A 25,377-nucleotide genomic window follows, 5' to 3' on the forward strand; every position below is an offset into this window, starting at 1 on the left:
ATTTGTTTTTGGTTTTTTGTAATTAAAATCAATCGGTGCATTCCATCATCAATAAATCGCCGGCATCATGTTCTATAATTACAATCCCGTCATTTACCACATGGTTGCTACTGCCTGAGCGATAACCAATGGTTAAACTGTCATTTTGTAAAGCGTAAAATAAATTTTCAGAATGAATTCCGGTTACGTGTCCGATGGGAATGAGTGAAATAGGGGTATTTGCCGTATACCATTTTTCGAATTTTTTAGAGAGTAAAAAAACTTTTGAATGGTCGTCTAGAATTACAATTTTTAACTTTTCGCGATAGCGAACGATATTAGTAAGATTTGTTATTGTATGATCCGTACGTTTTCCGGTAGCCCAAATAACATTTACCGCAGGGATTTTTCTCTCGTACAAGTAGTCAAAGGCTTTTTCTAGATCCGTTTTGCTTTGGTCTGGTCTATGGACTATTTCAATTGCATATTGATTCTTTTTGTAATAATCAGCGTCAAAATTACGATCAAAATCACCCAACAAGACATCTACTTTGATATCCAGTTTCATTACTCTTTCCATGGCGGAGTCCAGTACAATAACTAATGGTGCACACTCTAATAATTGCCCGAGTAATTCCGGATCGCAGGAAGCGCCATTGGCTATTATTAATGCGGTTTCTTGGTCGTCGCGAACGATATGATGTGAGGACATTTTAGATAGTATGTTTTTCGATTGTTTTTTTTAACTTATAAGTTTGATTGAAATACAAACGAATTTAAGGTTGCAAAGTTAATCAAAATCTGATAAAGGTCACTATTGTATTATGTAGCTTCTAGTGTCCACTTCACTCAACGAGAAATAGCCTAACGGGTAATTACCTGTGTTAGTGGTATTAATTATATTTCCTCTAACGGTAGCAGGAGGAGATTGAAAAGGACCACCGCCATTTCCTCCAGAAATACTGACTAGTATATTAATATAATTATAATATTCCTTAGAAATACCGTAGTGGCTCACGGTGACATTATCTCCGATTTTCAAATCGTCATTTTGTGAGATACTAAAAAATTCGTTTCCTTGATAGAAAGTATCTTCATCGGCGTAATATCTTATTATTGGCTGACTTGAATCACTGTATTTATACAGATAATAATTAGACTCGTCTGCTGGGTCATTATAAAACGTTTTGATCTCAATATTTTTACCTGTAAATCCTCCTTCATCATTTTGGATGATTTTAGTGATCGGTGAAACTGATTTTAATCTTTCTGTAGCGGTATAAGTGGCTCCGTTGTGCACTACCGTTAATACATAGACTTCGTTTATGACAGGAATGAAATTGCTGCTAATGTATTCTCCTGCTTTAGGGCTTTCAATAAATTTAAATTGAGTGTTGGAACTGTTTGTAATAAATATTGTTGCGCCAGATACTGCCGGAATTACAGTACTGAAATACCCCGTTGTTGTCGTTAATTTTATTTTTTGCACATTTCCTGACGTTCCTTTAAGCCAGTTTATCGAGGCTTCTATAACTAGTTTTGGTGGTCCGGTATTTAAATTTACGTCGATAACTTCCTCACAACTTACGAATAGAAAGGAAAGTAAGAGAACCGTAATTTGAATTGCTTTTTTCATATTATTTGTTTTAATTTCCATTTTAGGACTTAAAATTTAAAATTGTAGCTGACTGCGGGAACTATTCCGAAGATCGAGGTTTTTATTGCCTCATTATTTCCTGAATCCGCATTTTGCCTAAAGTTAATGGAAGCTGCATTTTTCCTATTGTATAGATTGTAAACACTAAAAACCCATTCTCCTTTCCAGTTTCTATCTTTATTTTTTCGCGGCGTCAAGGTTGCTGAGATGTCAAGATGGTGGTAGGTTGGAAGTCGGTTTTCATTGCGTAGCCCATAACTTGGGACGTTAATTCCTAGGTACTCATACTGGCCATTTGGAAAGCTTGTCGGTTGTCCTGTTTGCAGTGCAAAGTTGGCTCCAAAAGACCATTTCTCATTTAGGTTATACGAACCGGTAACAGCAACGTTGTGTAGTTTGTCAAAATTAGAATTGTACCAGTTGCCGCTATTTATTCCTGATTCTTCTGCATTGCGTCCTGGAGTTTGTTGCTCTGATTTTGATAAGGTATACGATATCCATCCGTTTAGTTTTCCTTTGTTTTTACGAAGCATAACTTCTAATCCGTAAGATCTTAACTGTCCGTTTAAAATGATTTGTTCGATGGCGTTATTTGCGATTAAATCAGCACCGTCAATATAATCCAATCTGTTTTTTACTTTTTTGTAATAACTTTCTACTTCGAGAGAGTAGTTGTCATTTTTGAAATTCCTAAAATAACCCAAGGCCACTTGGTCTGCAATTTGTGGTTTTATGAAATTATCACTTGGCAGCCATACGTCTAGTGGAGTAGGGGATGCTGTATTTGAGATTAATTGCAAGTATTGAGTCATTCTGTTATAACTTGCTTTTATTGATTGCGCATCGTTTAACTGATAGGAAGCCGAGAATCTTGGTTCCAGGTTGTTATAACTTTGAATTACTTCATTCTTATCATAGAATTTGGTTCCTATAGGTACTGCCTTTTCGTAAATCTGTAAATCTGTATTGAAGGTGATAGGACTATTATTTTCATAAATGTTTACCGTCGAACTGCCTAATCGATAGAACATACTGTATCTTAATCCATAAGTAAGGGAAAGTCTTTTTGAAACTTCTTGCGTTGCGCTCATGTATAAAGAGGGTTCAAAAGCATATTTTTTATCCAATTGATCGAAATTGATACCTGATTCGCTATTAGAAGGTCTTATAGTTCCTGGATTAAAATCATAGTAAATAGCATTTACGCCATAGTTTAATTTAAATTTATCAGAGATATAATTTTTGAAATCATATTTGATGTTGTAGTTTTTAATACCGGAATCCCATTTAAAACCAACAAAATCTAAATCTAGCCCATAGTAATAGTCACTGTAGATAAGGGAGAGATTTGAAAATAACTTGTCTGAGAAAAGATGATTCCACCTTAAATTCAAAATAGAATTACCATAAATATTGGTAAAACTCTTGTTTAATGAGAATACATCTCTACCGAAATATCCCGATAGAAATAAATTGTTGTTGGGATCCAATTTGTAGCTCAGTTTGGCATTCAAATCATAAAAATAGACAGAATTGTTCTTTTGCTCTTCAGAAAGTTTTAAAAATAAATGACCATAAGAGCTTCGACCTCCTATCAGGAAGGAACCTTTGTCTTTTACTAGTGGACCTTCCAGTAGTAGTCTACTGGAAATTAATCCTATACCTCCATTCATGTGGAATCCTTTGCTGCTCCCGTCTTTTTGGTAAATGTCCAAAACAGAAGAAACGCGACCTCCAAAATTAGCGGGAATACCTCCTTTGTACAATTTTAAATCCTTTATAGCATCAGGGTTGAAAATGGAGAAAAAACCAAAAACATGAGAGGAATTAAATATAGTAGCTTCATCTAACAGGATCAGGTTTTGATCAGCACCACCGCCACGAACGTTGAAGCCAGAAGCTCCTTCGCCTGCGTTTGTCACTCCGGGTAGCAGTAAAAGTGATTTGATAACATCTACTTCACCTAGAACAACAGGCATTTTTTTGATTGCAGAAATGGAAAGCTTGTTGAGGCTCATTTCCGGTGAACGAATAGCACTACGAGGGTTAATATTTGTAATAAGTACTTCCTGAAGTACTTCACCGCTCTCGGAGAGGCTGAAGTTCATTTTTTTATCTTCAGATAATTCTATTTTTTTAGATAGTGTTTGAAAGCCGATATAGCTTACTAAAAACGTATAATTGGCTTTAGGGAGTGTTATGGAATAAAAGCCATACTCGTTTGTCTTGGTGATTGATTTAGTTTCAGCAATATAAACATTAACACCAATTAGTGTTTCATTAGTTTTTATGTCGGTAATCGTGCCGCTAAGTGTAAATTTATCTTGGGAATAGCAGGAAAGTGTAAATAGGAATCCAACAATTAAGATAATAATTTTCTTGAAATACATACTTTATATTTAGATTTGCAAATTTGGTATAACCATGCGCAAGATTCTATTAAACAAGTGTTAAAATAAAATAAAAAAAAAGACAGCCATTTCTGGTTGTCTCTTAAGGCCTGATAATTAAAGCAAATTAATTAAGATATTTCAGCAAGAATAGCATTAAATGTTGCGCTAGGTCTCATTGCTTTGCTTGTCAATTCAAAGTTGGGTTGGTAATAACCACCAATCTCTTGAGATTTTCCTTGCGTTGCAATTAATTCTGAATTAATTGTTGCTTCGTTCTCTTCCAGTTCTTTTGCAATAGGAGCAAATATAGCTTGCAATCCCTTATCTTTAGTTTGAGCTGCTAAAGCTTCTGCCCAGTACATCGCTAGATAGAAATGAGAACCGCGGTTGTCTATTTGTCCAATTCTACGAGCTGGAGATTTATCGTTTTGTAAAAACTTATCTGTAGCTTGATCTAAGGCTTCTGCTAACACTAATGCTTTTGGATTATTATAAACAGATCCCAAATGTTCCAATGAAACCGCCAAGGCTAAGAATTCTCCAAGGGAGTCCCAACGTAAGTATCCTTCATTAGTAAATTGTTCAACGTGTTTAGGAGCAGATCCACCAGCACCGGTTTCAAATAAACCTCCACCTTGCATTAATGGAACGATGGATAACATCTTAGCTGAAGTTCCCAGTTCAAGGATAGGGAATAAATCTGTTAGATAATCACGCAATACGTTTCCAGTGACAGAGATGGTATCTTGTCCTGCTTTCGCTCTTTCTAAAGTGAAATTAGTAGCTTCAATTGGATTTAAAATGCGAATGTCTAATCCAGTTGTATCGTGATCTTTTAAGTATTTTGTTACTTTTTCAATTACTTTTCTGTCATGTGCTCTGTTTTCGTCTAACCAGAATATGGTAGGTACGTTTGTAGCACGCGCTCTGTTTACGGCTAGTTTTACCCAGTCTTGAATTGGAGCGTCTTTGGCCTGACACATTCTGAAAATGTCTTTTTCTTCAACGGGCTGTTCCATTAAAACGTTTCCTTCAGTATCTGTAACACGAACAACGCCGTCTGCAGTCATTTGGAAGGTCTTGTCATGTGATCCGTATTCTTCTGCTTTTTGTGCCATCAAACCTACGTTTGGAACACTTCCCATTGTTGTTGGGTCAAAAGCACCATTCTTTTTACAAAATTCAATAGTAGCTTCATAAACACCAGAGTAACTGCGATCCGGAATCAACGCGATCGTGTCTTGTAGTTTGTTGTCTGCGTTCCACATTTGTCCTGAAGTACGAATCATCGCTGGCATGGAAGCATCTACAATAACGTCCGAAGGAACGTGAAGGTTTGTAATTCCTTTATCTGAATTGACCATAGCTAAACCAGGACCATTTTCAATTGCTTGAGTAATGGCTGCTTCTACTTCAGTTTGTTGAGGGTGACCTGCAATTTTTGCATAAACGTCACCTAATCCATTTCTAGTATCAATATTCAATTCAGCAAATAATGTGCTATATTTTTCGAATACAGTTGCAAAGAAAACTTCGACGATAGCACCAAAAATAATTGGATCTGAGATTTTCATCATGGTTGCTTTCAAGTGTACTGAAAGCAATACGTTTTCTTTTTTAGCCTCTTCAATTGCCTTGGCTACAAAGCTTTTTAACGCTTTTAAGCTCATCACTGAACTATCGATTATTTCGCCTGACTTAAGCGGCGTGCTTGCTTTTAAAACAGTGGTATTCCCATCTTTTCCTACGAATTCAATTTTTATATCAGTAGCGTCTGCAATCGTTATGGATTTTTCACTTCCGTAAAAATCACCATTTTTCATTGCCTCTACTTTTGTCTTTGAATCAGCAGACCAGGCACCCATCGAATGCGGATGTGCTTTTGCAAAGTTTTTAACAGCTTTAGGTGCTCTACGGTCAGAATTTCCTTCACGTAAAACTGGGTTTACTGCCGAGCCTAAAACTTTTGAATATTTAGCCTTAATTTCCTTTTCTGCTTCGTTTTTCGGGTCTTCAGGGAAATTAGGTATTTTATAACCATGTTTTTGTAATTCAGCAATTGCCTCCTTTAATTGAGGGACTGATGCAGAAATATTTGGTAATTTTATGATGTTTGCTTCAGCAGAATTGGCTAGATTTCCAAGTTCAGATAAAGCATCTTCCACTTTTTGATCTTCATTTAAAAACTCAGGGAAGTTGGATAAAATCCTCGCGGCCAGTGAAATGTCTTTAGTTTCCATTTCAATACCTGCTGTTGCAGTAAATGCTTGTACAATTGGTAAAAAAGAATAAGTTGCCAACAAAGGCGCCTCATCAGTCATGGTGTAAACAATCTTTGATTTTTGTGTCATTTTTTTATTTTTATAATAGTATCCCTATTAACTAGGATGTCAAATGTATGTTCTGCTTAAAATTAAGCGAAGCAAATATAATGAAATCAGACCAAAAACAGTCTCGGTTTAACACAGAAATATATGATTCGCCTGAGAACTCACACGTGCGGCTGAAAATGTTGTTTTTATTAGTGAGTTCAATAGTATTTAAGATAAGAAAAAAGCAAAAAAAAGTCCCGACATTGTCGGGACTTTTATGATAAAGAGACATTTGACTATCTTCTTTTGTCTTTAATTTTTGCTTTTTTACCAGTAAGTTCTCTGAAGTAGAAAATTCTAGCTCTACGAACTGCACCTTTTTTGTTGATTTCAACTTTTTGTAAAGCTGGCAAGTTTACAGGGAAGATACGCTCAACACCTACAGCACCTGACATTTTACGGATAGTAAAAGTTTCTGTGTTACCAGAACCTCTTCTTTGGATAACAACTCCTTTGAAAAACTGTGTTCTAGTTTTTTCACCCTCTTTAATTTCGTAGTACACAGTGATAGTATCACCAGCTCCGAATACAGGAAATTCTTTTTTAGTTACGAATTCGTCTTTAACGAATTTCATTAAATCTGCCATGATATTTTTAATTATGGTTTTGAATTAGAGCAACATACGCGGATCTCGCCAGAGGTTAGTCTAAAGTGGGCGCGAAGATACATTATTTGTTTTAAACTACAAATTTTTGTTTTAGTTTTCAGTCCGTGTATTTAGTATCAGTTAACAGTCTCGGCTTGCGATTGTATTAAAACTGAATAACAGAATACATATTGCTGTTTCAAATATTTATTCAAAGATTGCAAACTGAAAACTACTCTTCCAATAAGTCCGGACGACGATTCTTAGTGTGCTCATAGGCCATATCGTCACGCCATTTGTCGATTTTGGCAAAATTCCCACTGGTTAGAACCTCAGGGACCTTCCATCCTTTATAGTCTGCAGGTCTTGTATAGATGGGGCCCGACAATAAGCCATCCTGAAAACTGTCTGACAATGCTGAAGTCTCATCACTCAAAACACCTGGAATCAATCGGATTAAGGCATCTGATAGCACTAATGCACCTAATTCCCCTCCGGATAGCACATAATCGCCAATAGAAATTTCTTTAGTGATGAAATGGTCACGCACGCGTTGATCCACTCCTTTATAATGACCACACAAGATGATAATATTCTCATACATGGACATGGTGTTTGCCATTTTCTGGTTTAGAGTTTCCCCGTCAGGTGACATATAAATAATCTCGTCGTAGGTTCTTTCACTTTTTAAATGCGTGATACAAGCATCAATCGGCTGCACTGTCATTACCATTCCGGCGCCACCGCCATAAGGGTAATCATCAACACTTTTCTGTCTGTTGGTTGTGTAGTCTCGTAAATTGTGAAAGTGAACCTCCACTAACCCTTTTTCAATAGCACGTTTCATAATTGAGGCCTCAAACGGACTTCTTAGTAATTCAGGTAAAACGGTAACAATATCGATGCGCATATAAGTGATTTAGGTTGCAAAGGTACAAAACAAGAGCCAAGAGGCAATAAGAAAGACACTAGGGTGATTTGTTAAACTTTTTACCGTGCTTTTCCGGTATCTTATTTTTACTAGACGCCAATTTGCTTCAAATGGTGATTTACAGGATTGCACATCAACCTATCCCTGCCTTCGGGCGTCATTTTTCCTAAAACGAAGGATTCATAGTTTCTATGAAAATTAAATATAGGGTATTCCTTTAGATACTCTTTCGAAGTTATTACAAGGACTACTATTGAATTTTAATAATAAACTATAGGTGCGGTATCATTTTTGTCAGTATTTTTATACCAATAAAATTAAACAACGTTACTTTATGAAAATCTTTTTAAAAATAAATCTAGCAAGCGCACTATTAGTTTTTGCAGCTTCACTAACAACGAACGTGCTTCATGCGCAAAATAATTCGGTTAAAATGACTAACCCTCTTTTACAAAAAAGTACGTTGCAGTATCAAGCGCCACCTTTTAATTTAATAAAAGACAAGGATTTTAAACCTGCCTTTGAATACGGTCTGGGAGTTCACGAGAAAGAAGTGATGGCAATAGCTAATAATCCTGCTAACCCTACTTTCAAAAACACGGTACTAGCTTTAGAAATTTCAGGAGTTGATTTAAAAAGAGCTACAGGCGTTTTTTATAATTTAACAGGTTCTAATACCAATCCAGTTTTACAAGCTTTACAAGCGGAGTATGCTCCGATCTTCTCAGCACATAGTGATGAAACCTATTTAAATAGTAAGTTATACAAACGTTTTAAAGCGATTGATCTTACTACTTTAAAGGGGGAGGATAAAAAATTAACAACGTATTATTTGCAAGAGTTCGAATTGGCTGGTGCTAATTTATCCGAGGGCGATAAAGACAAAATGAAAAAAATCAATGAGGAGTTAGCTAGTTTAGGGACTCTCTTTGGAAATAAATTACTAACTGCCCGTAAAAACGGTGCTATTATTTTTGCTAATGCAGCTGATTTAGATGGTTTAAGCGCTAATGACCTTGCTGCTGCAAAAGCAAAAGCGACGGAAGCTGGTCATGCTGGGCAGTATTTAATAGGATTACAAAATACAACCCAACAACCCTTATTGCAAAGTCTTACTAACAGAGTAACAAGAGAAAAAATATTCAAATCGTCTTGGACGCGTGCCCAAAAGAATGATGATGGCGATACCCGTGAGGTATTGGAAAAAATGGCAAAGTTGCGTTTGCAAAAAGCCAATTTGATGGGCAAAAAGAATTTTGCTGAGTGGAAATTGCAAGACCAAATGGCGCAAACTCCAGAGCGAGCAATGAATTTATTAGCAAAAATCGCTGGACCAGCGGTTGCAAAAGCAAAAGTAGAGGCAAAAGAAATACAAGATTTAATTGACGGTCAAAATGGTGGCTTTAAATTAGAACCGTGGGATTGGAATTTTTATTCGGAACAAGTTCGTAAGGCCAAATACGATTTAGACCAAAGTCAAGTAAAACCGTATTTTGAATTAACAACTGTATTAGAAAAAGGAGTCTTTTTTGCAGCTGAAAAAATGTATGGAATAACGTTTAAACAACGTAAAGATTTACCAGTGTATCACCCAGATGTCGTGGCGTATGAGGTTTTCGATAATGACGGAAAATCAATGGCAATTTATTATTTAGATTTCTATACGAGAGACAATAAAAATGGTGGTGCTTGGATGAGCAACTTTGTGGATCAATCTCATTATTTAAACCAAAAACCAGTAATTGTAAATGTTTATAATTTTGCAAAGCCAGTAAACGACAACCCTTCTTTGATTAGTTTTGATGATGTGACCACTATGTTTCATGAATTTGGTCATACATTACACGGTTTATTTGCAAATCAAAATTACATTAGTCTTTCTGGAACAGCTGTGCCACGTGACTTTGTAGAATTTCCTTCTCAAATCAATGAGCACGCGGCTTTAGATCCTGAAGTATTAAAAAATTATGCGATTCATTATAAAACTAAAGAGGTAATTCCTCAAGAGTTAATTGATAAAATTAAAAAAGCCGAAACATTTAATAAAGGCTATGATGTAACTGAACTTTTGGCGGCATCAACATTAGATATGAACTGGCATAGTGTTGAGAATGAAGCTAATTTTAAACCCACTTTAGTTTTTGAAGACGAAGCGCTTAAAAAATACGGACTCTTAGTAAACGAAGTGCCTACAAGATACCACACGCCTTATTTTGCACATATTTGGAGTGGAGGCTATTCTGCAGGATACTATGCTTATACTTGGTCTAAAACATTAGATTATAATGTGTACGACTGGATGAAAGCAAACGGTGGTCTGACAAGAAAAAATAGTGAGCGTTTTAGAAAATACATTTTATCTGTAGGGAACAGCGTAGATTTAAACGAAGCTTTTAAGCAATTCATAGGGCACGATATGGAAATCGAACCTTATTTAAGAAATGCAGGACTTTCTGATAAATAATCTTATTTTCATTCACCAATTAAAATGGCATTCCGTACGGGATGCCATTTTTTTTAGGAGCAATTTCCAGCTTTTACTGTATCTTTTATTGCTTAAAGAAAGCAAGAAAAGGATGCCGTTTCAACCTGGGTTATGCGTTGGTCATATTGTGTTTTTGAACAACTAAAGTAACACAAAAATTGGACTAAAATAGTAAGTCGATTTAACGATCTGAAATCATTTTTCTATATCTTTAAGAAATAATAATGCCTAACGTTTGTTAGGCCAAGCTGCCCTAAAGTGGGGTGATAGGTCTGGTTTTATCAGACCTATATACAAGTTAGCGGCTATGCAAAAAGTGACACGGGATTTTTAATAAACAATGGAATTAATTATGGGAATATGGATGGCAATAGGTTTAGCAATTGTTTTTGTAGGTTGGATTTTGTATCCCCTTTTAATTAAAAGAGACTTAAGTGAAAATTTAAACAGTCTATACCTTGGACTATTTTTTATAGGAATCTGGGTATTATTTTATTTTTTTATTGTTGAATATTTTTAAAAATCCTGAGTTATAATGGCTGTACAACTGCAGAGGTCGAGAAATCGGAATTAATTATGCCCTAATAATAATCCATAATTGCAAAAAAGTAATAGTCGAGTATAAAAAGGATAAATTTAGAAGCAATTATTGTAAATAACAAGCACAGCTACTACAACGGATGTGGGCAATAGGCTTAATGGGAAAATGGTTTTGTATTGGGGATGATTTGGCAAATATGAAAATAGGATTTAATTTAGTCCCAAACCTGCTGTAGTCCCAGAATGTTTTGAGTAAGTTTTGTATCACGCTGAAAAAAAAATGTAATAAAAAAAATAATATTTCTTTTTTCAGTAATTTCAATCCAATCTTTTGAACAATGAACATCGAATATTTCTCCACCAACTTTTACTGACAAGTATTGTGATTGTATAAAAAAACTTGAATCAGGACAAACCGCCATTGACTGCCAAAAATTACAGGGATAACCGTAAATTTGTCCTTATACTAAAACAATAAATTATGAGTACAGAAAATACAAGAAACGGTTTGCAATCTACCTTAGATAACGCAAAAAAGACTTGGGAAGCGAAAGCACCAGAGCAAATAAAGAAAACATTCGCTGAAGGAATTGATGATGTAGTACGGCAAAATGTTGTTGTCAATGCAAAAAATAATGGGGATAATGCACCAAACTTCACACTGACAAATGCTATAGGAAAGGAAGTACAATTGAACGAGTACTTAAAAAAGGGACCTGTAGTTTTGACTTGGTATCGTGGCGGTTGGTGTCCTTATTGCAACATGACTTTGCTATACTTGCAGGAACAGCTGCCTAATATCCAATTAAAAGGAGCTAATTTATTAGCTTTAACACCTGAGTTGCCGGACAAATCGATATCCACCACTGAAAAGCACCAACTACAATTTGAAGTATTGAGTGATGTAGGAAACAAAGTGGCGAAGCAATATGGCATCGTTTTTAAATTGACTGATGCGGTGGCCGATATATATCAAAAAGGATTCGATTTACATGGTTTTAATGGTGACGAATCAGATGTACTACCTCTAGCAGCGACTTATGTAATTGATCAAAATGGAGCAATTGTCTATACGTTTTTAGATGCTGAATATACAAATAGGGCTGAGGCTAGAGATATCTTGGCAGCTCTCGATTCAATAAAGTAATAAATTATAATAGGTTATATTTTTTAACATCCCAAAAATAGAATTTTTTTTTGCTGTGTTTTTAAGTAGCGTACTCCTACTTTGGCCTCAAAGTTTATCGTTTATTTAGAACAATAATCTAAAAACACGACGTACTTTTGCGCCATGAATTTATCAAAAAAGAACGTCTTGTTTATGGCAGCTGCTACTGGACTGATTGTAGCTAACTTATATTATTGCCAGCCGTTAATTATATTGATAGCAAAGGAATTTAATATTCCTAATGCAGATGCAGGAACAATAACTTATCTAACGCAAGCTGGTTATGCTATTGGTTTGTTTTTAATGGTTCCGCTAGGGGACAAAATTGAACGTAAAAGTCAGATAATGTACACCACTTTTGCTTCTGTAATTGCTTTAATTATTGCAGCCACTGCGCAAAGTTACTTTGTCTTAGAGATTGCCTCACTCTTAATAGGAATTACTTCTATTGTGCCTCAACTTATTTTGCCATTGGCAGCTTCATTGAGCGCACCAGAAGAGCGAGGTAAGGTGGTAGGAACAATTATGAGCGGACTTTTAGTAGGAATTCTGTTGTCCAGAACCTTAAGTGGTTTTATAGGAGATGTTTTTGGTTGGCGTGCTATGTTTTGGATTGCCTCAGGATTATGTCTGGTATTGTTTTTTATTATCAAAAAACAATTTCCTTATAATAAACCTGTTTTTGAGGGCTCTTACAAACAACTGATTGGATCACTTTTCACCTTAATCAAGGAGCAACCTTTATTACGTGAAGCGACTTTAATTAATGTATTCAGTTTTGCTCAATTTGGCGCTTTCTGGACTACCATGGTTTTATTACTTTCAGAAGAACCGTTCAATTTTACTAGTACCACAATAGGACTTTTCGGCATCATAGGTGCCTCGGGTGCATTGGCAGCTCCTTTAGTTGGGAAATTAAGTGATAAGGGGAGTTCTAGAATTGCGGTGGGATACGGCTGTATGTTAATCGCTTTTAGTTTTATGATTTTCTATTTCTCAGGATCGAGTGTTATTGGAATCGTTTTTGGGATAATTTTTATAGATATTGGTATGCAAGGGGTGCATATATCAAATCAAACTCGTGTTTATTCGATACTACCGGATGCAAGAAACCGTATGAATACCGTTTTCATGTCTTTTAGCTTTTTAGGAACAGCTGCAGGCTCTGCCTTTGGCTTGTTTTTATGGCGATTTGGCGGTTGGCAATCTGTGACCTTAGGTTGTTTAGTATTATCAGCATTAGCTTTCTCTGTGTATGCTTTAACCTATAAATCCAAACGTAAAGCAGTAGAAAGCATCAATGGGTAACAAATTAATTCGTAAATTTGCACTTCAATAAAAATTATACAACAATGGAAAATGGAATATATGCTAAATTCAACACCGCAAAAGGGTCGGTTTTAGTAAAATTAGAGCACGAATTAACACCAGGAACTGTTGGTAACTTCGTAGGATTAGCTGAAGGAGATTTAGAAAATAAAGTAAAACCACAAGGGACAAAATTTTATAACGGATTGAAATTCCACAGAGTGATTCCTGATTTTATGGTCCAAGGTGGATGTCCACAAGGAACTGGAACTGGAGATCCGGGATATAAATTTGATGATGAATTTCACCCAAGTTTAAAACATGATAAACCGGGAATATTAGCTATGGCTAATTCAGGTCCTGGAACAAATGGTTCTCAATTTTATATTACACACGTTCCTACTTCATGGTTGGACGGTAAACATACTGTTTTTGGACATGTGGTAGAAGGACAAGATGTTGTTGATGCTATTGCTCAAGGAGATCTTCTGGAAAGTGTTGAAATTGTAAGAGTAGGAGAAGAAGCTGAAAAGTGGAATGCTATCGAAGCTTTTATCACTTTCAAGGGAGCGCGTAACAAACGTGATATCGCTTTGAAAGCAGATGCTGAAGCAGCAATGGAAAAATTAGCTGCTGGATTTGAAAAAACAGAAAGCGGTTTGCGTTACCAATTCATCCAAAGAGGCGAAGGAAAACAAGCTGTAGCTGGTAAAACAGTTTCGGTACACTATGAAGGGTCTTTAGAATCGGGAAAAGTTTTTGATAGTTCATATCCAAGAAAAAAACCAATCGAATTTCCATTAGGACAAGGAAATGTAATTGAAGGATGGGACGAAGGTATCGCTTTATTGCGCGTAGGGGATAAAGCACGTTTCGTGATTCCATCTCATTTAGGATACGGATCTCGCGGTGCTGGAGGAGCAATTCCACCAAACGCCACTTTGATTTTCGACGTAGAATTAATGGAGGTTAAGTAAGATACTATTTACGAAGTTAGAAGCTTAAATTTTTAATTTTGTACTTCATATAAAATCCCAATTATCATTTTAGATAGTTGGGATTTTTTTATACAATAAAATGATTTTATTCGGTAGTTTTTGCTGAGCAGCGGTTCGAGGTAGAACGCTGTTGTGAAATATTGAGAACCATTTTTTAGGACGAAGCTTCTCAATCTACTTTAGCTAAATAAGATCTGTTTTTTTAAAATTTTCATGCTAAAAATAGTAGAAGAGACTATTGCTTTTTTAATTTACTCTAATCTTATTTCCACTTGATATTACACCCAATACTCGGTTTCTGATTGGGATTCATCGTACGGTTGTAAATAATGCTGTCAATCGCCCCTCGTAAATCGTTACCGCTAACGTGAATACCGTTTCCGGGTCTACTATCATCAAGTTGGCCGCGATAGACTAATTTGTCCTGGCTGTCATATAAAAAGAAGTCAGGGGTACAGGCAGCATGGTACGCTTTAGCCACTTCCTGTGTTTCATCATACAAATAAGGGAATTCAAAATTATTTTCGAAAGCAAATTCCGTCATGAGTTCCGGGGCATCCTGTGGATAATTCACTATATCGTTACTCGAAATGGCGACAACACCAAGTCCTTGTATCCGATAGTCATTAGCGATCATCACGACCTCTTCAATCACATGAAGCACAAACGGGCAATGATTGCATATGAATAGGATTAACGTTCCCTTTTCTCCTTTTAAATCGGTAAAAGAAAACCATTCCGTTCCGGATTTCATGTCTTTCAGATGAAATTCGGGAGCTTTTGTTCCCAGGGCGGTCATATTTGATGGGGTTCGTGACATTGATGATTTTGTTTTAACTTTCAGGTTAAAGTTAAGAAAAAAGGATTGTTTTTAGACCGAAATGATTATTTTAGTTTTTAAAATTCACTGGAATAAAACCAAAATTTGAGATGGAGAATAATTTAACTTGGCAAGAATTTGAAAGAGTGTCAATGCACGTGGGCACCATTGTGGAAGTCAATGATTTTTTAGAGGCCCGAAAATCAGCTTACCAACTCACCATAGATTTTGGAGAAACTATTGGAATCAGAAAAACTTCAGCACAAATTACCAAACGCTACTCTAAGGCTGATTTGCTCCAACGGCAGATTGTTGCCGTCGTGAATTTTCCCAAAAAGCAAATTGCTAATTTCATGAGCGAATGTCTCCTACTAGGAGCTGTGGGGGAGGAAGAGGATGTTGTTCTACTAGCCCCCGATTTTAAAATTGAAAACGGACTCCGAATCGGTTAATAAAGACACACTTTTTTAAAATACCTCTCCAACCTCGTACTTACTTCTTCTATTGAGCTATATCGTTTTATAATTAATACTTCAATTATAAAAATGTTAATATACTATTAATCAATATTTTGAATCAAAATTTATCGTAACTTCACTATGGGCTTTATTAAATAGTAGCTGATAGGGAGTCATTTCTATGTACTGGAATAGCGGTTAATTAGCTAGTGTATTTACACTTTGCTATTAATGATTATTGATAGTTTAGGGGAACTAGAATTTTTTGAGTTACTGAAATTGATCTGCAACTATCGTAATTAAGGACTTAAATATTTATAATAGTATGGGAATATCTGACTCAAAACATAAGCCACCTGAAACTCTAGATTTGAGAAAGTTAATTCTTGATAATTCGATAGAATTGGACGAAGAGCGCGATCTTGATAAACTGATTGAAAAAATTGCGGATGCTAAATATGTACTATTGGGAGAAGCCTCTCATGGGACTCATGAATACTATACTTGGCGGATGAAGATCAGCAAAAAATTAATAGAGAAAAAAGGATTTTCATTTATTGCCGTAGAAGGGGACTGGCCAGATTGCTATAAACTCAACCGGTATGTGAAAAATTATCCGGACTCAGGGGATTGTGCTTTAGACATTCTTCATTCTTTCAGCAGGTGGCCGACCTGGATGTGGGCCAACTGGGAAACGGTTGCTTTGGCAGAATGGCTTCGGGAGCATAATGATAGGCATGTAAAGGAGGATAAAGTTGGATTTTACGGTCTGGATGTCTACAGCCTCTGGGAGTCTTTGGATGAGGTTCTTAAATATTCAGAAAATAAAGATCTGACAATTAAAAAGGCCGCCTTAGATGCCTTTAATTGTTTTGAACCCTACAACAGAGGAAAAGGACAGCAGTATGCACTGGCGGCGCGAGCGGTTTCGTTGTCCTGCGAAGATGAAGTAGTGAATCTGCTGACTAAAATAAGTGAGCATATTCCCACTCGCAATAGCGATCCAGAAGATACTATGAACGTCAGACAAAATGCACATGTAATTGTTAACGCAGAGCGATACTATCGTGCGATGATAATAGCAGGGCCAGCATCTTGGAATATTCGGGACCGCCATATGGTTCATACTTTAGAAAATTTAATGGAGTTTCATGGTGCCGATGCTAAAGGAATTATCTGGGAACACAATACTCATATTGGAGATGCGCGGGCCACGGATATGTGTGATGATGGAACTGTAAATGTGGGGCAAATCATAAATGAAGGGCACAAACCGGAGGAGGTATTTTCTGTAGGCTTTGGTTCCTATAAGGGGACGGTTATTGCTGGACGTGAGTGGGGTGATATAATGCAGGTGATGCAGGTTCCTGAAGCGGTAAAGTACAGTTGGGAATATGAATTGCACAAACTCGACGCTAAAGATAGGGTCGTATTTATGACTGAAGTAATGAAAGAGCATCTGGGAGGGCAGGAATTTGGGCATCGGGCGATAGGGGTTGTGTATCGCCCTAAACACGAACATTTTGGGAATTATATTCCAAGTAGGATTCCCTATCGCTATAATGCCTTCATTTATTTGGACGAAACTTCGTCATTGCACCCACTTCACATAAAGCCCGATGGAAATCAAATACCGGAAACGTTCCCATTTGGAGTATAAAATAAAAACAAGAATATAAATCTAAAAACCAATTACAATGGAAAAGCAAAAAATGATTGAGGTATTGCAATTTTGTGCTGCACAATGCACACATTGTTATGATGCTTGCCATTTAGAAAAGAAAATGGATATGAGTACCGTGATAATGTACAATCAAGATTGTGCTGATTTATGTCGTTTGACATCGCAATTACTAGAACGAAAATCAGATAATGCCGATATCTTTTTAAAGACAGCTTTAGTGATGTGTGAAAGGTGTGCGTCTGAGTGCGAAAAATATCCACAAATGGAGCATTGCAAAAAATGTGGAGAGGCCTGTCGTAAATGTGCAGAAATGTGCCATGAACACGAAATGGCGAATAGAGAGTAGCAAAATCTAATTTTGTAAAGGTAGCTCAGTATTGCGAATAGAAAACCAATTATAAGAAAACCAACTATAAACCATATTAAACTAATTATTATGATAACAACAGCAATTAAAACCTTAGTTGTAAAAAGTTCAGCTTTTAAGAGTAACGAAATGATCCCTCCAATGTATACTTGTAACGGATTGAACATTAATCCAGAATTGACGATCGAGGATATTCCTGCAAATACAAAAAGTCTCGCTATTATTGTGGATGATTCGGATGCACCTTCTGGATGTTATTGCCATTGGCTCGTATGGGATATTCTTCCCGAAAGAATTATACAAGAAGATAGCGTTCCCGGCATCCAAGGCAGAAATTCCATGGGAGAAAATAAATATATAGGTCCTTGCCCTCCAAGCGGGATACATCAATATCATTTTAAGGTCTATGCCCTAGACATTAAATTGGATACGTTGCCTCCAAGTACCAATGAAAAAGAATTGATGGCAGCAATGGGACCAAATATTATTAGCTCAGGAGAACTTTTAGGTTTGTATGAAAAGTAAACTGATTAATAACAAAAAAAGCTGTCTTTTACTAAGGCAGCTTTTTTTGTTATTAATGCAGGCTAGTTACCTTTGTAATTGCAGTTCAGTACTTTATGCTTTTCATAACTTCTAAGCATTTAATGATTGATACATTTTGGGAGCACTGAATACAAAAAAAGAAAAGTAATTTTAAATAAAGTTAAGGTCAACCAATTGCTAATGAGTATCATCTGTTATGTTACTACTTTTTGGTAAAATTCCAAAAACTGATTTTTCGTCTCGTCTTAAACCCTAACTTTTCGTATAATTTAATAGCGCCAAAGTTTTTTTCATATACATGTAAGAAAGCGGTTTTATTTTGATTTAAAATTGTATTTGCGGTATGTGCTACCAACTGTTTTGCATATCCTTTTCCAAGGTAATCGGGATGTGTGATTACTGCACTCACCTCAATAAAATCAATCATTTGCATTCTCTCACCAGTAACAGCAACTAGTTGCTCGTCTTTGTAAATACCATAATAGTTGCCTAAAGTTGCTGTTTTAGATTTAAAATACTCAGGATAGACTATTTTGACTAATTCCAGAAGATCTTCTCTGTGACTTTCTTTCAGTTTTATGATCGTGTCGATAATCGGAATGTCTATTAGTTCACTGATAATCATTTGTAGGCAAACTAATTCATTCGCTATTTTCAAATTAGTGGGGATTTCTGGTTTTTCGCCAACAATAAAAAAGTTATCTGATAAAGTAGAATATTGTGCAATCGCGTTGGAACTCTTTTTAGTATTTAGTGCAGCTCCAAAAGGGCAATACTCAGGGTCATAAAACAGAGTGTCATCATAGGCTATTGCATATTCTTTGTGACTTTCTGATAACGAATGCCAAACGGGATTGTCTAATTTGTTACTGCCTTTTTTACTCATAATTCTAACTCTCTATTTCTCAATCGGTAAACTTTCTTCTTGTCCCCATTCGGTCCAAGAACCATCATAGATTGCCTTGGGGTTATCTGAAACCAGTTCGTAGGCGATCAAATTTATGCAAGCCGTTACACCAGATCCACAAGTGAACAATAGCGGTTTGTCCTGCAATGGGAGAATTTTTTTTAATTCTTCTTTGGGCAAATATTTCCCGTCTTTTAGTACTTGGGTATAGGGGATGTTTAGCGAACCGGGAATGTGTCCGCTTCTCAATCCTGCTCTTGGTTCTTCTGTTTCGGCAAGAAAGCGGTCTGCAGATCGGGCATCGACAAGCAAGGCTTCTTCAGACTGTATATTTTCTAAAATTTGCTCTTTGGTTTTAAACAGCTGAGGTTGGAAATTTGCAGTAAAATTTCCTTTTTCATACGATTGTTCCTGTCTTTTTTCAGTGGGATAGCCTTCCTTTATCCAAGCAGGCAAACCGCCATCGAGAACCCAAACCTTTTCGTGTCCCATGACTTTAAAAAGCCACCACGCTCTTGGGCTCAAATAAATTCCTTTGGTGTCATACACCACAATTTTACTGCTGTTTTGAATGCCTATTTTGCGACAGGCTGTAGCAAAGGCATCTGGGTTTGGTACTGTATTGGGTAGCGGACTATTGGTATCGCTAAACTTGTTTTTAATGTCAAAAGTTCTGGCTCCTTTTATTTGTATATCCTCAGACGGCATTTCCAAAATAGCATCTAAAATAATTAATTCAGGGTCTTGAAGATGTTCATGAAGCCAGGCTACCGATACTATTGGATTTTTCATCATTTTTATATTTCGTTGGGTTGTGTGTTATTTTTTCGCTTATTCCATTTCCAAATCTCAATCCAAAGCACTGAAATTCCACTCACGGCAAGGCAAATAGCAATTTGATACATCTGTAACGGAAGAACATCAAAGAAACGGGCAATTGGACTTATGTATACAATTAGGGCTAGAAAAAGCAGGGTCAACGAATTTGCAATCACCATCATGTTATTTTTATTCTTCAAGGAGGCAAAAACAGAATAGTAAAAGGAACGGTTTACCAATGACAGAATCACATTCGAAAAAACTAAAGTGGTAAACACCATTGTTCGTGTCAGTTGTTCGTTACCTCCATTTTGTATGGTCCATTGGTATACAAATAAAATCCCTACGGTAATCCCGATTCCTTGCACGATGCTTATTCCTAATTCTTTTAGGGACAGGAAGGTACTGCCTATTGGTCTTGGTGATTTTTGCATACTGTTTTTTTCAGCGGGTTCATTTTCATAAACGATGGAACACATTGGACCCATAACTAATTCTAAGAAAATGACGTGGACGGGCGTGAAAATATCAGGATAAATCCAACCTAAAAATAAGGGTAAGGATACGGTCAATATGATAGGAATATGAATGGAAACGATATATCGTATTGCTTTTTTAAGATTGGAATATATGCGACGTCCTGCGGCTACCGCGAAAATCATTTTTGATAAATCATCATCTATCAAAATAAGGTCTGCGGCTTCCTTTGCAATTTCAGTTCCCTTTTTTCCCATGGCGACACCTATATTTGCAGCTTTCAATGCGGGTCCGTCATTTACACCGTCGCCCACCATAGTTACTATTTGTTTGTCCTTTTTTAAGGCATTCATAACGGCCAGTTTGGCTTCCGGAAACATGCGGGTCAAAAGAGTTGTAGCGTGAATGGCTTTTAGCTTTTCGACTTCATTCAGCTTCATGAACTGCTCGCCTTCCATAACACTTTCCGTATTTTTAATTCCCGCTTTTACAGCAATGGCTTTTGTGGTTAAGCTGTTATCTCCTGTTATGACTTTTACTTGGATACCCGCTTCATAGAATTTTTGAATGACACTGTTTATGTTCGGTTTAGGAGGGTCGTAAAACACCACCAATCCTACGAAATGGAAAGGTAAGTCCTGTTGGTTTTTCGGGTAACTGGTTTCTGCATAATCAGAATAGCCGACACCAAGTATGCGATATCCCTCGGATGTCAATGTAATTATCGTATCATTAATTTGTTGCTGTTGCTCCGTGTTGAGGTTGGATACTTTTATAATCGTTTCTGGACCGCCTTTGGCAGCAATGATTCGTTTGCCTTCCTCATTTTGGAACACGTGCGTCATCATGGGGGGAGTTCCGTCAAGCGGGTACTCATGTACCATTGAAAACTGTCTTCGGGTATCGATGGTTGTTATTTTCTCATACTCCTTATGCAAGGTTTTTTCCATTGGGTCAAAAGGTACAGGTTCGCTCGCCCACATTGCGATTTCAATGACTTTTCTAGCCTCTTCTGTATCCCATTGCTCTCTTTCGTATAATTTGTCGCTGCTAAAAGCGTACACAGATTTCAAGCTCATTCTGTTTTCTGTCAGCGTTCCAGTTTTGTCGGTACAAATGATGGTGGCACTTCCTAAGGTTTCTACCGTTCTGATTTTTTTGACTATTACACCTTCTTTCATTAGTCGCCAAGATCCCAAGGCCATGAAAGTAGTAAATGCTACAGGTATTTCTTCGGGAAGAATAGACATTGCGAGGGTCAATCCTTTTAATAAACTGGTTAATACGTTATGTGTTTTCCAAAAATAAACGCCCCAAACCAATAAGAAAACAGCAATGCCCATAATGGCCATCACTTTTACAAATTTTTGAATCTGAACTTGTAATGGAGTAGGCGTGTCTTTGATGTTTTGTAAGGAACTACCTAATTTACCAACCTCTGTATCAGAGCCAATTTTTGTTACCCGATAAACCGCTAAACCAGAGGCAACCAGTGTACCGCTGAAAACAGATTTCAGCTCCGTTTTTTCTGATTTAAAGATAGCATACGGTTCGCCGGTCAGTAGGGACTCATTAACGGAAAAATCATTACTGTGAACAATTTCTCCATCTGCATTAATTGTGCTTCCTTCCTCAGTTATTACCAGATCATCGATAACAATTTCTGCAGTGGGAATTGTTGTTGGTTCTCCATTTCGTAAGACGGTACTCAAAGGCTCATTTAATTTTTCTAAGCCTTCCATCGCGATCCGACTGCGATTGTCCTGATAAAAGGAAATTCCGGAGACCGCTACTATTGCGGCCAGCATAAAATAAGCTTCGTTGTTTTGCCCCAAGATAAAATAAATGATTGCTACGGCTATCAATAACAGTAACATGGGCTCTTTGAACAGATCAAAAAGGGCTAACCACCATTTGTGTTTTTGTTTGTGAATTTGTTCGTTCTGACCAAATTTTCCCCTTGAGACCTGTACTTCTGGATCAGTCAAGCCTATGATGTTTTCGGGAATATTGATTTTTATTGACATAGTTTACAGAATGAATAATGCTACTCAAATATAAGATTTTTAGTTTCAGTATAAGTAGGATATGCAGTGGTTTATGAAACAAAAGAATATAATGAGTGCGTCGATATCAAAATTATGCTTTTTCAGTGGTCATGAATATAAAATAGAAACCAATAAGAAGACTGGCAACCGCGGTCACTATAAAAGTGGCATCCGCTCCAAATTGATACCAAATAAGTCCCGCTAAGGAATTGGCCAGCATGGTGAAAAAGCTTTGAAAAGCGGAATAGCTGCCGATAGCGGTCGCGGTATCTTTTTCTTTTGAAATATTACTTATCCATGCTTTGGAGATTCCTTCACTTGCTGCGGCATAGATTCCGTAAAGAGCAAAGAGCCCCAAGAAAACATAGCGGTTGTGGTTGAACGCCATACCGAAATAGACAATAGAGAAAATACCTATTCCGAAAATTAGCATTTTCTTTAGCCCGATTTTATCGGCCAATATCCCTATCGGGAAAGCAAATAAAGCATAAACGAGATTGTAAAAGATATAAAGACCAATAACAAGCGTATCACTTAATCCGGATTCTTTGGCTTTAAGCAGTAGGAAAACATCGGAGCTGTTAAATAAAGTGAAAGCTAAAAGACCGATAACGACTTTGCGGTACATGGGGGGGCTTACTTTCCAATAGCCCAAAAACGAGAAGAAGGGAGTTGCTTTCTTTTCTGTTGGAACCGTTCTTTTTTTATCTTTTAACAAAAGGGTAGCAGCGATAGCAAAAAGTCCGGGAATGAACGCAATGTAAAACAAGGTAGTATATTCCTCAGGATAGAAGTAGAGGTAGAGTAGGGCTAATGACGGACCTAATACAGCGCCCATTGTATCCATGGAACGATGAAAACCGTATATTTTTCCTTTGGTTTGTGGCGTTGCTTCGTCAGAAAGCATGGCGTCTCTTGCTCCGGTTCGAAGTCCTTTTCCAAAACGGTCAATGGTGCGAGCAAAGAAAATCCAAAGCGGAAAAATGAACACCGCCATCATGGGTTTTGAAATAGCACTAAAAGTATATCCCAGTTGGACAAATGGGACTCTCTTTCCCGTCACATCCGAGCGCTTTCCGAAATAGCCTTTACTTAATCCAGCAGTAGCTTCTGCAACCCCTTCAAGAATTCCGATAAGCACAATGGAGAAACCAATTGACTTTAAATAAATGGGCATGATGGGGTATAACATCTCACTTGCTGTATCCGTAAACAAGCTTATTAAAGACAAAATCCAGACGGTGCGACTGATGTTTTTCAAAATAGGACGGTTGAAGTTATTCATTATAAATGTAAATAAAAAGCCTGAAAATCAGACGACTTTCAGACTTTTAAAATAATACTTGCAATGGAATAAATTAATTCGCTCAAGGAATGTGATTACTGTTTTTGAATTTCGTTTGTATCCTTTTTTACTGTGGCTTCTTCAATACCTAATGGTCGGTGCACAACCACTTGCGGGAATGGAATTTCTATTCCTTCATTGTCAAAGGCAATTTTCAACCTTTTTCGAAGCTCCCCAGTTACTTCCCATTGTTTACTTGGTAATGTTTCCCCTAATATTTTTAGCATAATGGAAGAATCTGCAAAATCATTAACGCGTAAAAATTGAGGGGAAAGGATGATGTAATTTTCCCATAAAGGATCAGTGGCCAGTTCAGTTCCCACGCTGTTGATAACTCCAATAACGTGTTCCAGGTTAGATCCGTATCCCACTCCGATATCTAAGTTTATACGGCTGAAATCCTTGGAAAGATTTGATACTTTCTTTATTTCGCCATGAGGTATATGGTGGACGGTTCCGTCTAAGTCTCTTAAAGTTGTTTTTCTTAAGCTAATCTCCTCAACGGTACCGCCTGCGTTGTCAAACTTCACGATATCACCAACGCGGTATTGATTTTCAAGGATGATAAAAAGACCGGAAATAATATCTCGGATAAGATATTGACCTCCAAAACCAAATGCCAACCCCACAATTCCGGCTGCTGCTAAGATAGGGGCGATCTCTACCCCAAATTCCTGAAGTACCATCAAACCAGCGATGGTTAGTAATCCAATTTTAGAAGTAGTGGTAAAGATTTGGATTAGCGTATTTTCTCTTTTTTCTTCGGCATCTTTAGAAGAAATTCCATCAGGTCTTACTGCAATTCTAACCGCTTTATCGATAAAGGTTATAATTACCTTGTTTAGAATTAAAGAACCGATAATGATGAAAACTATTTTAAGTCCGCTGGTTAATAGCCATGGAATAATAAATTCAGCGTATTTGTCCGTGTATTTTAGTAAGATTTCCTGCATGTGTTGTATAATTTTTAGTTACGAGAAGATGTTTATTTATTTATATGTAAAAAGTCCAAAAATCATTTGACTTTTGGACTTTTTGCTTAAGTAAGTAAAGTTTTCAATTTAGAAATATAAATTAAATGTCGTCAAAATCAATATCTGTAAAAGTAGATATATTTGGCAAAGCTTCTTCTGTGGTTACTTTTTCAGCAACATATTCTTTTTTGAAATCTTTCTGATGTCTTTCTGAGATTACTTCCTCTCCTTTGTGGTTTAAAACATAAGCGGTCATATCTCCCAGAATTTCTGCGAAAGCAGAGAAATCTTCTTTGTACAAATATATTTTATGTTTTTTGAAGTGAAACGATCCGTCTTCTTCAGTAAATTTTTTACTCTCAGTAATTGTAATGTAATAATCGTCTGCTTTTGTCGCTCTTACATCAAAGAAATAGGTTCTTCTTCCAGCACGTAAAACTTTAGAAAATATCTCTTCTTTTTCTAGCATGTCATTTTCTCTCATAATCCTTTCTCTCAATTTATGGTTGTTAAA

Annotated in this window: 21 protein-coding genes; 8 read left to right on the forward strand and 13 right to left on the reverse strand. The window is 36.7% G+C overall.

Annotated elements, in window-relative coordinates:
* Positions 1-28 precede the first annotated feature (28 nt).
* The 6 genes from CXF59_RS07825 to trmD form a co-directional block, all read right to left on the reverse strand.
* The gene (locus CXF59_RS07825) at positions 29-691 is read right to left on the reverse strand and encodes a thiamine diphosphokinase (protein ID WP_101137271.1); all 663 of its coding nucleotides are present in this window, start codon (positions 689-691) and stop codon (positions 29-31) included.
* Positions 692-793: 102 nt separating this feature from the next.
* Positions 794-1,615: a DUF4249 family protein gene (locus CXF59_RS07830; protein ID WP_198554653.1), complete on the reverse strand. Its 822-nt coding sequence runs from the start codon at positions 1,613-1,615 to the stop codon at positions 794-796.
* Positions 1,616-1,644: 29 nt separating this feature from the next.
* Entirely contained in the window at positions 1,645-4,026 is a 2,382-nt protein-coding gene (locus CXF59_RS07835; protein ID WP_101137273.1) for a TonB-dependent receptor, read from the reverse strand.
* A gap of 131 nt (positions 4,027-4,157) precedes the next feature.
* The gene (locus CXF59_RS07840) at positions 4,158-6,380 is read right to left on the reverse strand and encodes an NADP-dependent isocitrate dehydrogenase (RefSeq protein ID WP_101137274.1); all 2,223 of its coding nucleotides are present in this window, start codon (positions 6,378-6,380) and stop codon (positions 4,158-4,160) included.
* A 257-nt stretch (positions 6,381-6,637) separates the two neighbouring features.
* Positions 6,638-6,988, reverse strand: coding sequence for a 50S ribosomal protein L19 (gene rplS / locus CXF59_RS07845; RefSeq protein WP_101137275.1), 351 nt, complete (start codon positions 6,986-6,988; stop codon positions 6,638-6,640).
* A gap of 232 nt (positions 6,989-7,220) precedes the next feature.
* Positions 7,221-7,898 carry a tRNA (guanosine(37)-N1)-methyltransferase TrmD gene (gene trmD / locus CXF59_RS07850; RefSeq protein WP_101137276.1) on the reverse strand — a complete coding sequence of 226 codons (678 nt, stop codon included), beginning with the start codon at positions 7,896-7,898 and terminating at the stop codon, positions 7,221-7,223.
* A gap of 355 nt (positions 7,899-8,253) precedes the next feature.
* Between trmD and CXF59_RS07855 the strand changes: the two genes are divergently transcribed.
* From CXF59_RS07855 to CXF59_RS07880, 4 genes are all read left to right on the forward strand, one after another.
* Complete coding sequence (locus CXF59_RS07855) at positions 8,254-10,383, forward strand: M3 family metallopeptidase (RefSeq protein ID WP_101137277.1); 2,130 nt, start codon at positions 8,254-8,256, stop codon at positions 10,381-10,383.
* A gap of 1,042 nt (positions 10,384-11,425) precedes the next feature.
* On the forward strand, positions 11,426-12,091 hold the full coding sequence (locus CXF59_RS07870; RefSeq protein ID WP_101137280.1) for a peroxiredoxin-like family protein: 666 nt from the start codon (positions 11,426-11,428) through the stop codon (positions 12,089-12,091).
* A 144-nt stretch (positions 12,092-12,235) separates the two neighbouring features.
* Positions 12,236-13,420, forward strand: coding sequence for an MFS transporter (locus tag CXF59_RS07875; protein ID WP_101137281.1), 1,185 nt, complete (start codon positions 12,236-12,238; stop codon positions 13,418-13,420).
* Between the two features lie 44 nt (positions 13,421-13,464).
* Complete coding sequence (locus CXF59_RS07880; RefSeq protein WP_101137282.1) at positions 13,465-14,397, forward strand: peptidylprolyl isomerase; 933 nt, start codon at positions 13,465-13,467, stop codon at positions 14,395-14,397.
* A 283-nt stretch (positions 14,398-14,680) separates the two neighbouring features.
* Here CXF59_RS07880 and CXF59_RS07885 read toward each other — a convergent pair whose 3' ends face one another.
* Complete coding sequence (locus tag CXF59_RS07885; protein ID WP_101137283.1) at positions 14,681-15,238, reverse strand: thioredoxin family protein; 558 nt, start codon at positions 15,236-15,238, stop codon at positions 14,681-14,683.
* Positions 15,239-15,348: 110 nt separating this feature from the next.
* Here CXF59_RS07885 and CXF59_RS07890 point away from each other — a divergent pair, with 110 nt between their 5' ends.
* The 4 genes from CXF59_RS07890 to CXF59_RS07905 all read left to right on the forward strand — a co-directional run bounded on the left by CXF59_RS07890 (position 15,349) and on the right by CXF59_RS07905 (position 18,272).
* On the forward strand, positions 15,349-15,690 hold the full coding sequence (locus CXF59_RS07890) for a tRNA-binding protein (RefSeq protein WP_101137284.1): 342 nt from the start codon (positions 15,349-15,351) through the stop codon (positions 15,688-15,690).
* 331 nt (positions 15,691-16,021) lie between these two features.
* Positions 16,022-17,356 carry an erythromycin esterase family protein gene (locus CXF59_RS07895; RefSeq protein ID WP_101137285.1) on the forward strand — a complete coding sequence of 445 codons (1,335 nt, stop codon included), beginning with the start codon at positions 16,022-16,024 and terminating at the stop codon, positions 17,354-17,356.
* A gap of 37 nt (positions 17,357-17,393) precedes the next feature.
* Complete coding sequence (locus tag CXF59_RS07900) at positions 17,394-17,726, forward strand: four-helix bundle copper-binding protein (RefSeq protein WP_101137286.1); 333 nt, start codon at positions 17,394-17,396, stop codon at positions 17,724-17,726.
* A gap of 90 nt (positions 17,727-17,816) precedes the next feature.
* Complete coding sequence (locus CXF59_RS07905) at positions 17,817-18,272, forward strand: YbhB/YbcL family Raf kinase inhibitor-like protein (protein WP_101137287.1); 456 nt, start codon at positions 17,817-17,819, stop codon at positions 18,270-18,272.
* Between the two features lie 223 nt (positions 18,273-18,495).
* On the opposite strand, the gene CXF59_RS07910 is transcribed toward CXF59_RS07905, so the two are convergent.
* The 6 genes from CXF59_RS07910 to CXF59_RS07935 form a co-directional block, all read right to left on the reverse strand.
* A complete protein-coding gene (locus tag CXF59_RS07910) occupies positions 18,496-19,179 on the reverse strand; it encodes a GNAT family N-acetyltransferase (RefSeq protein ID WP_101137288.1) in 684 nt (227 codons plus the stop codon).
* Positions 19,180-19,191: 12 nt separating this feature from the next.
* A complete protein-coding gene (locus tag CXF59_RS07915; RefSeq protein ID WP_232758769.1) occupies positions 19,192-19,995 on the reverse strand; it encodes a sulfurtransferase in 804 nt (267 codons plus the stop codon).
* Between the two features lie 2 nt (positions 19,996-19,997).
* Positions 19,998-22,523, reverse strand: a complete 2,526-nt coding sequence (locus CXF59_RS07920; RefSeq protein WP_101137289.1) for a cation-translocating P-type ATPase — start codon at positions 22,521-22,523, stop codon at positions 19,998-20,000.
* A 112-nt stretch (positions 22,524-22,635) separates the two neighbouring features.
* Positions 22,636-23,829 carry an MFS transporter gene (locus tag CXF59_RS07925; protein ID WP_198554654.1) on the reverse strand — a complete coding sequence of 398 codons (1,194 nt, stop codon included), beginning with the start codon at positions 23,827-23,829 and terminating at the stop codon, positions 22,636-22,638.
* Between the two features lie 95 nt (positions 23,830-23,924).
* Positions 23,925-24,842, reverse strand: a complete 918-nt coding sequence (locus tag CXF59_RS07930) for a mechanosensitive ion channel family protein (protein ID WP_101137290.1) — start codon at positions 24,840-24,842, stop codon at positions 23,925-23,927.
* 121 nt (positions 24,843-24,963) lie between these two features.
* Positions 24,964-25,347 carry a PUR family DNA/RNA-binding protein gene (locus tag CXF59_RS07935; protein ID WP_101137291.1) on the reverse strand — a complete coding sequence of 128 codons (384 nt, stop codon included), beginning with the start codon at positions 25,345-25,347 and terminating at the stop codon, positions 24,964-24,966.
* Positions 25,348-25,377 lie beyond the last annotated feature (30 nt).

Origin of the sequence: Flavobacterium sp. ALD4, assembly GCF_002836475.1 — a bacterium.
Taxonomy (GTDB): domain Bacteria; phylum Bacteroidota; class Bacteroidia; order Flavobacteriales; family Flavobacteriaceae; genus Flavobacterium.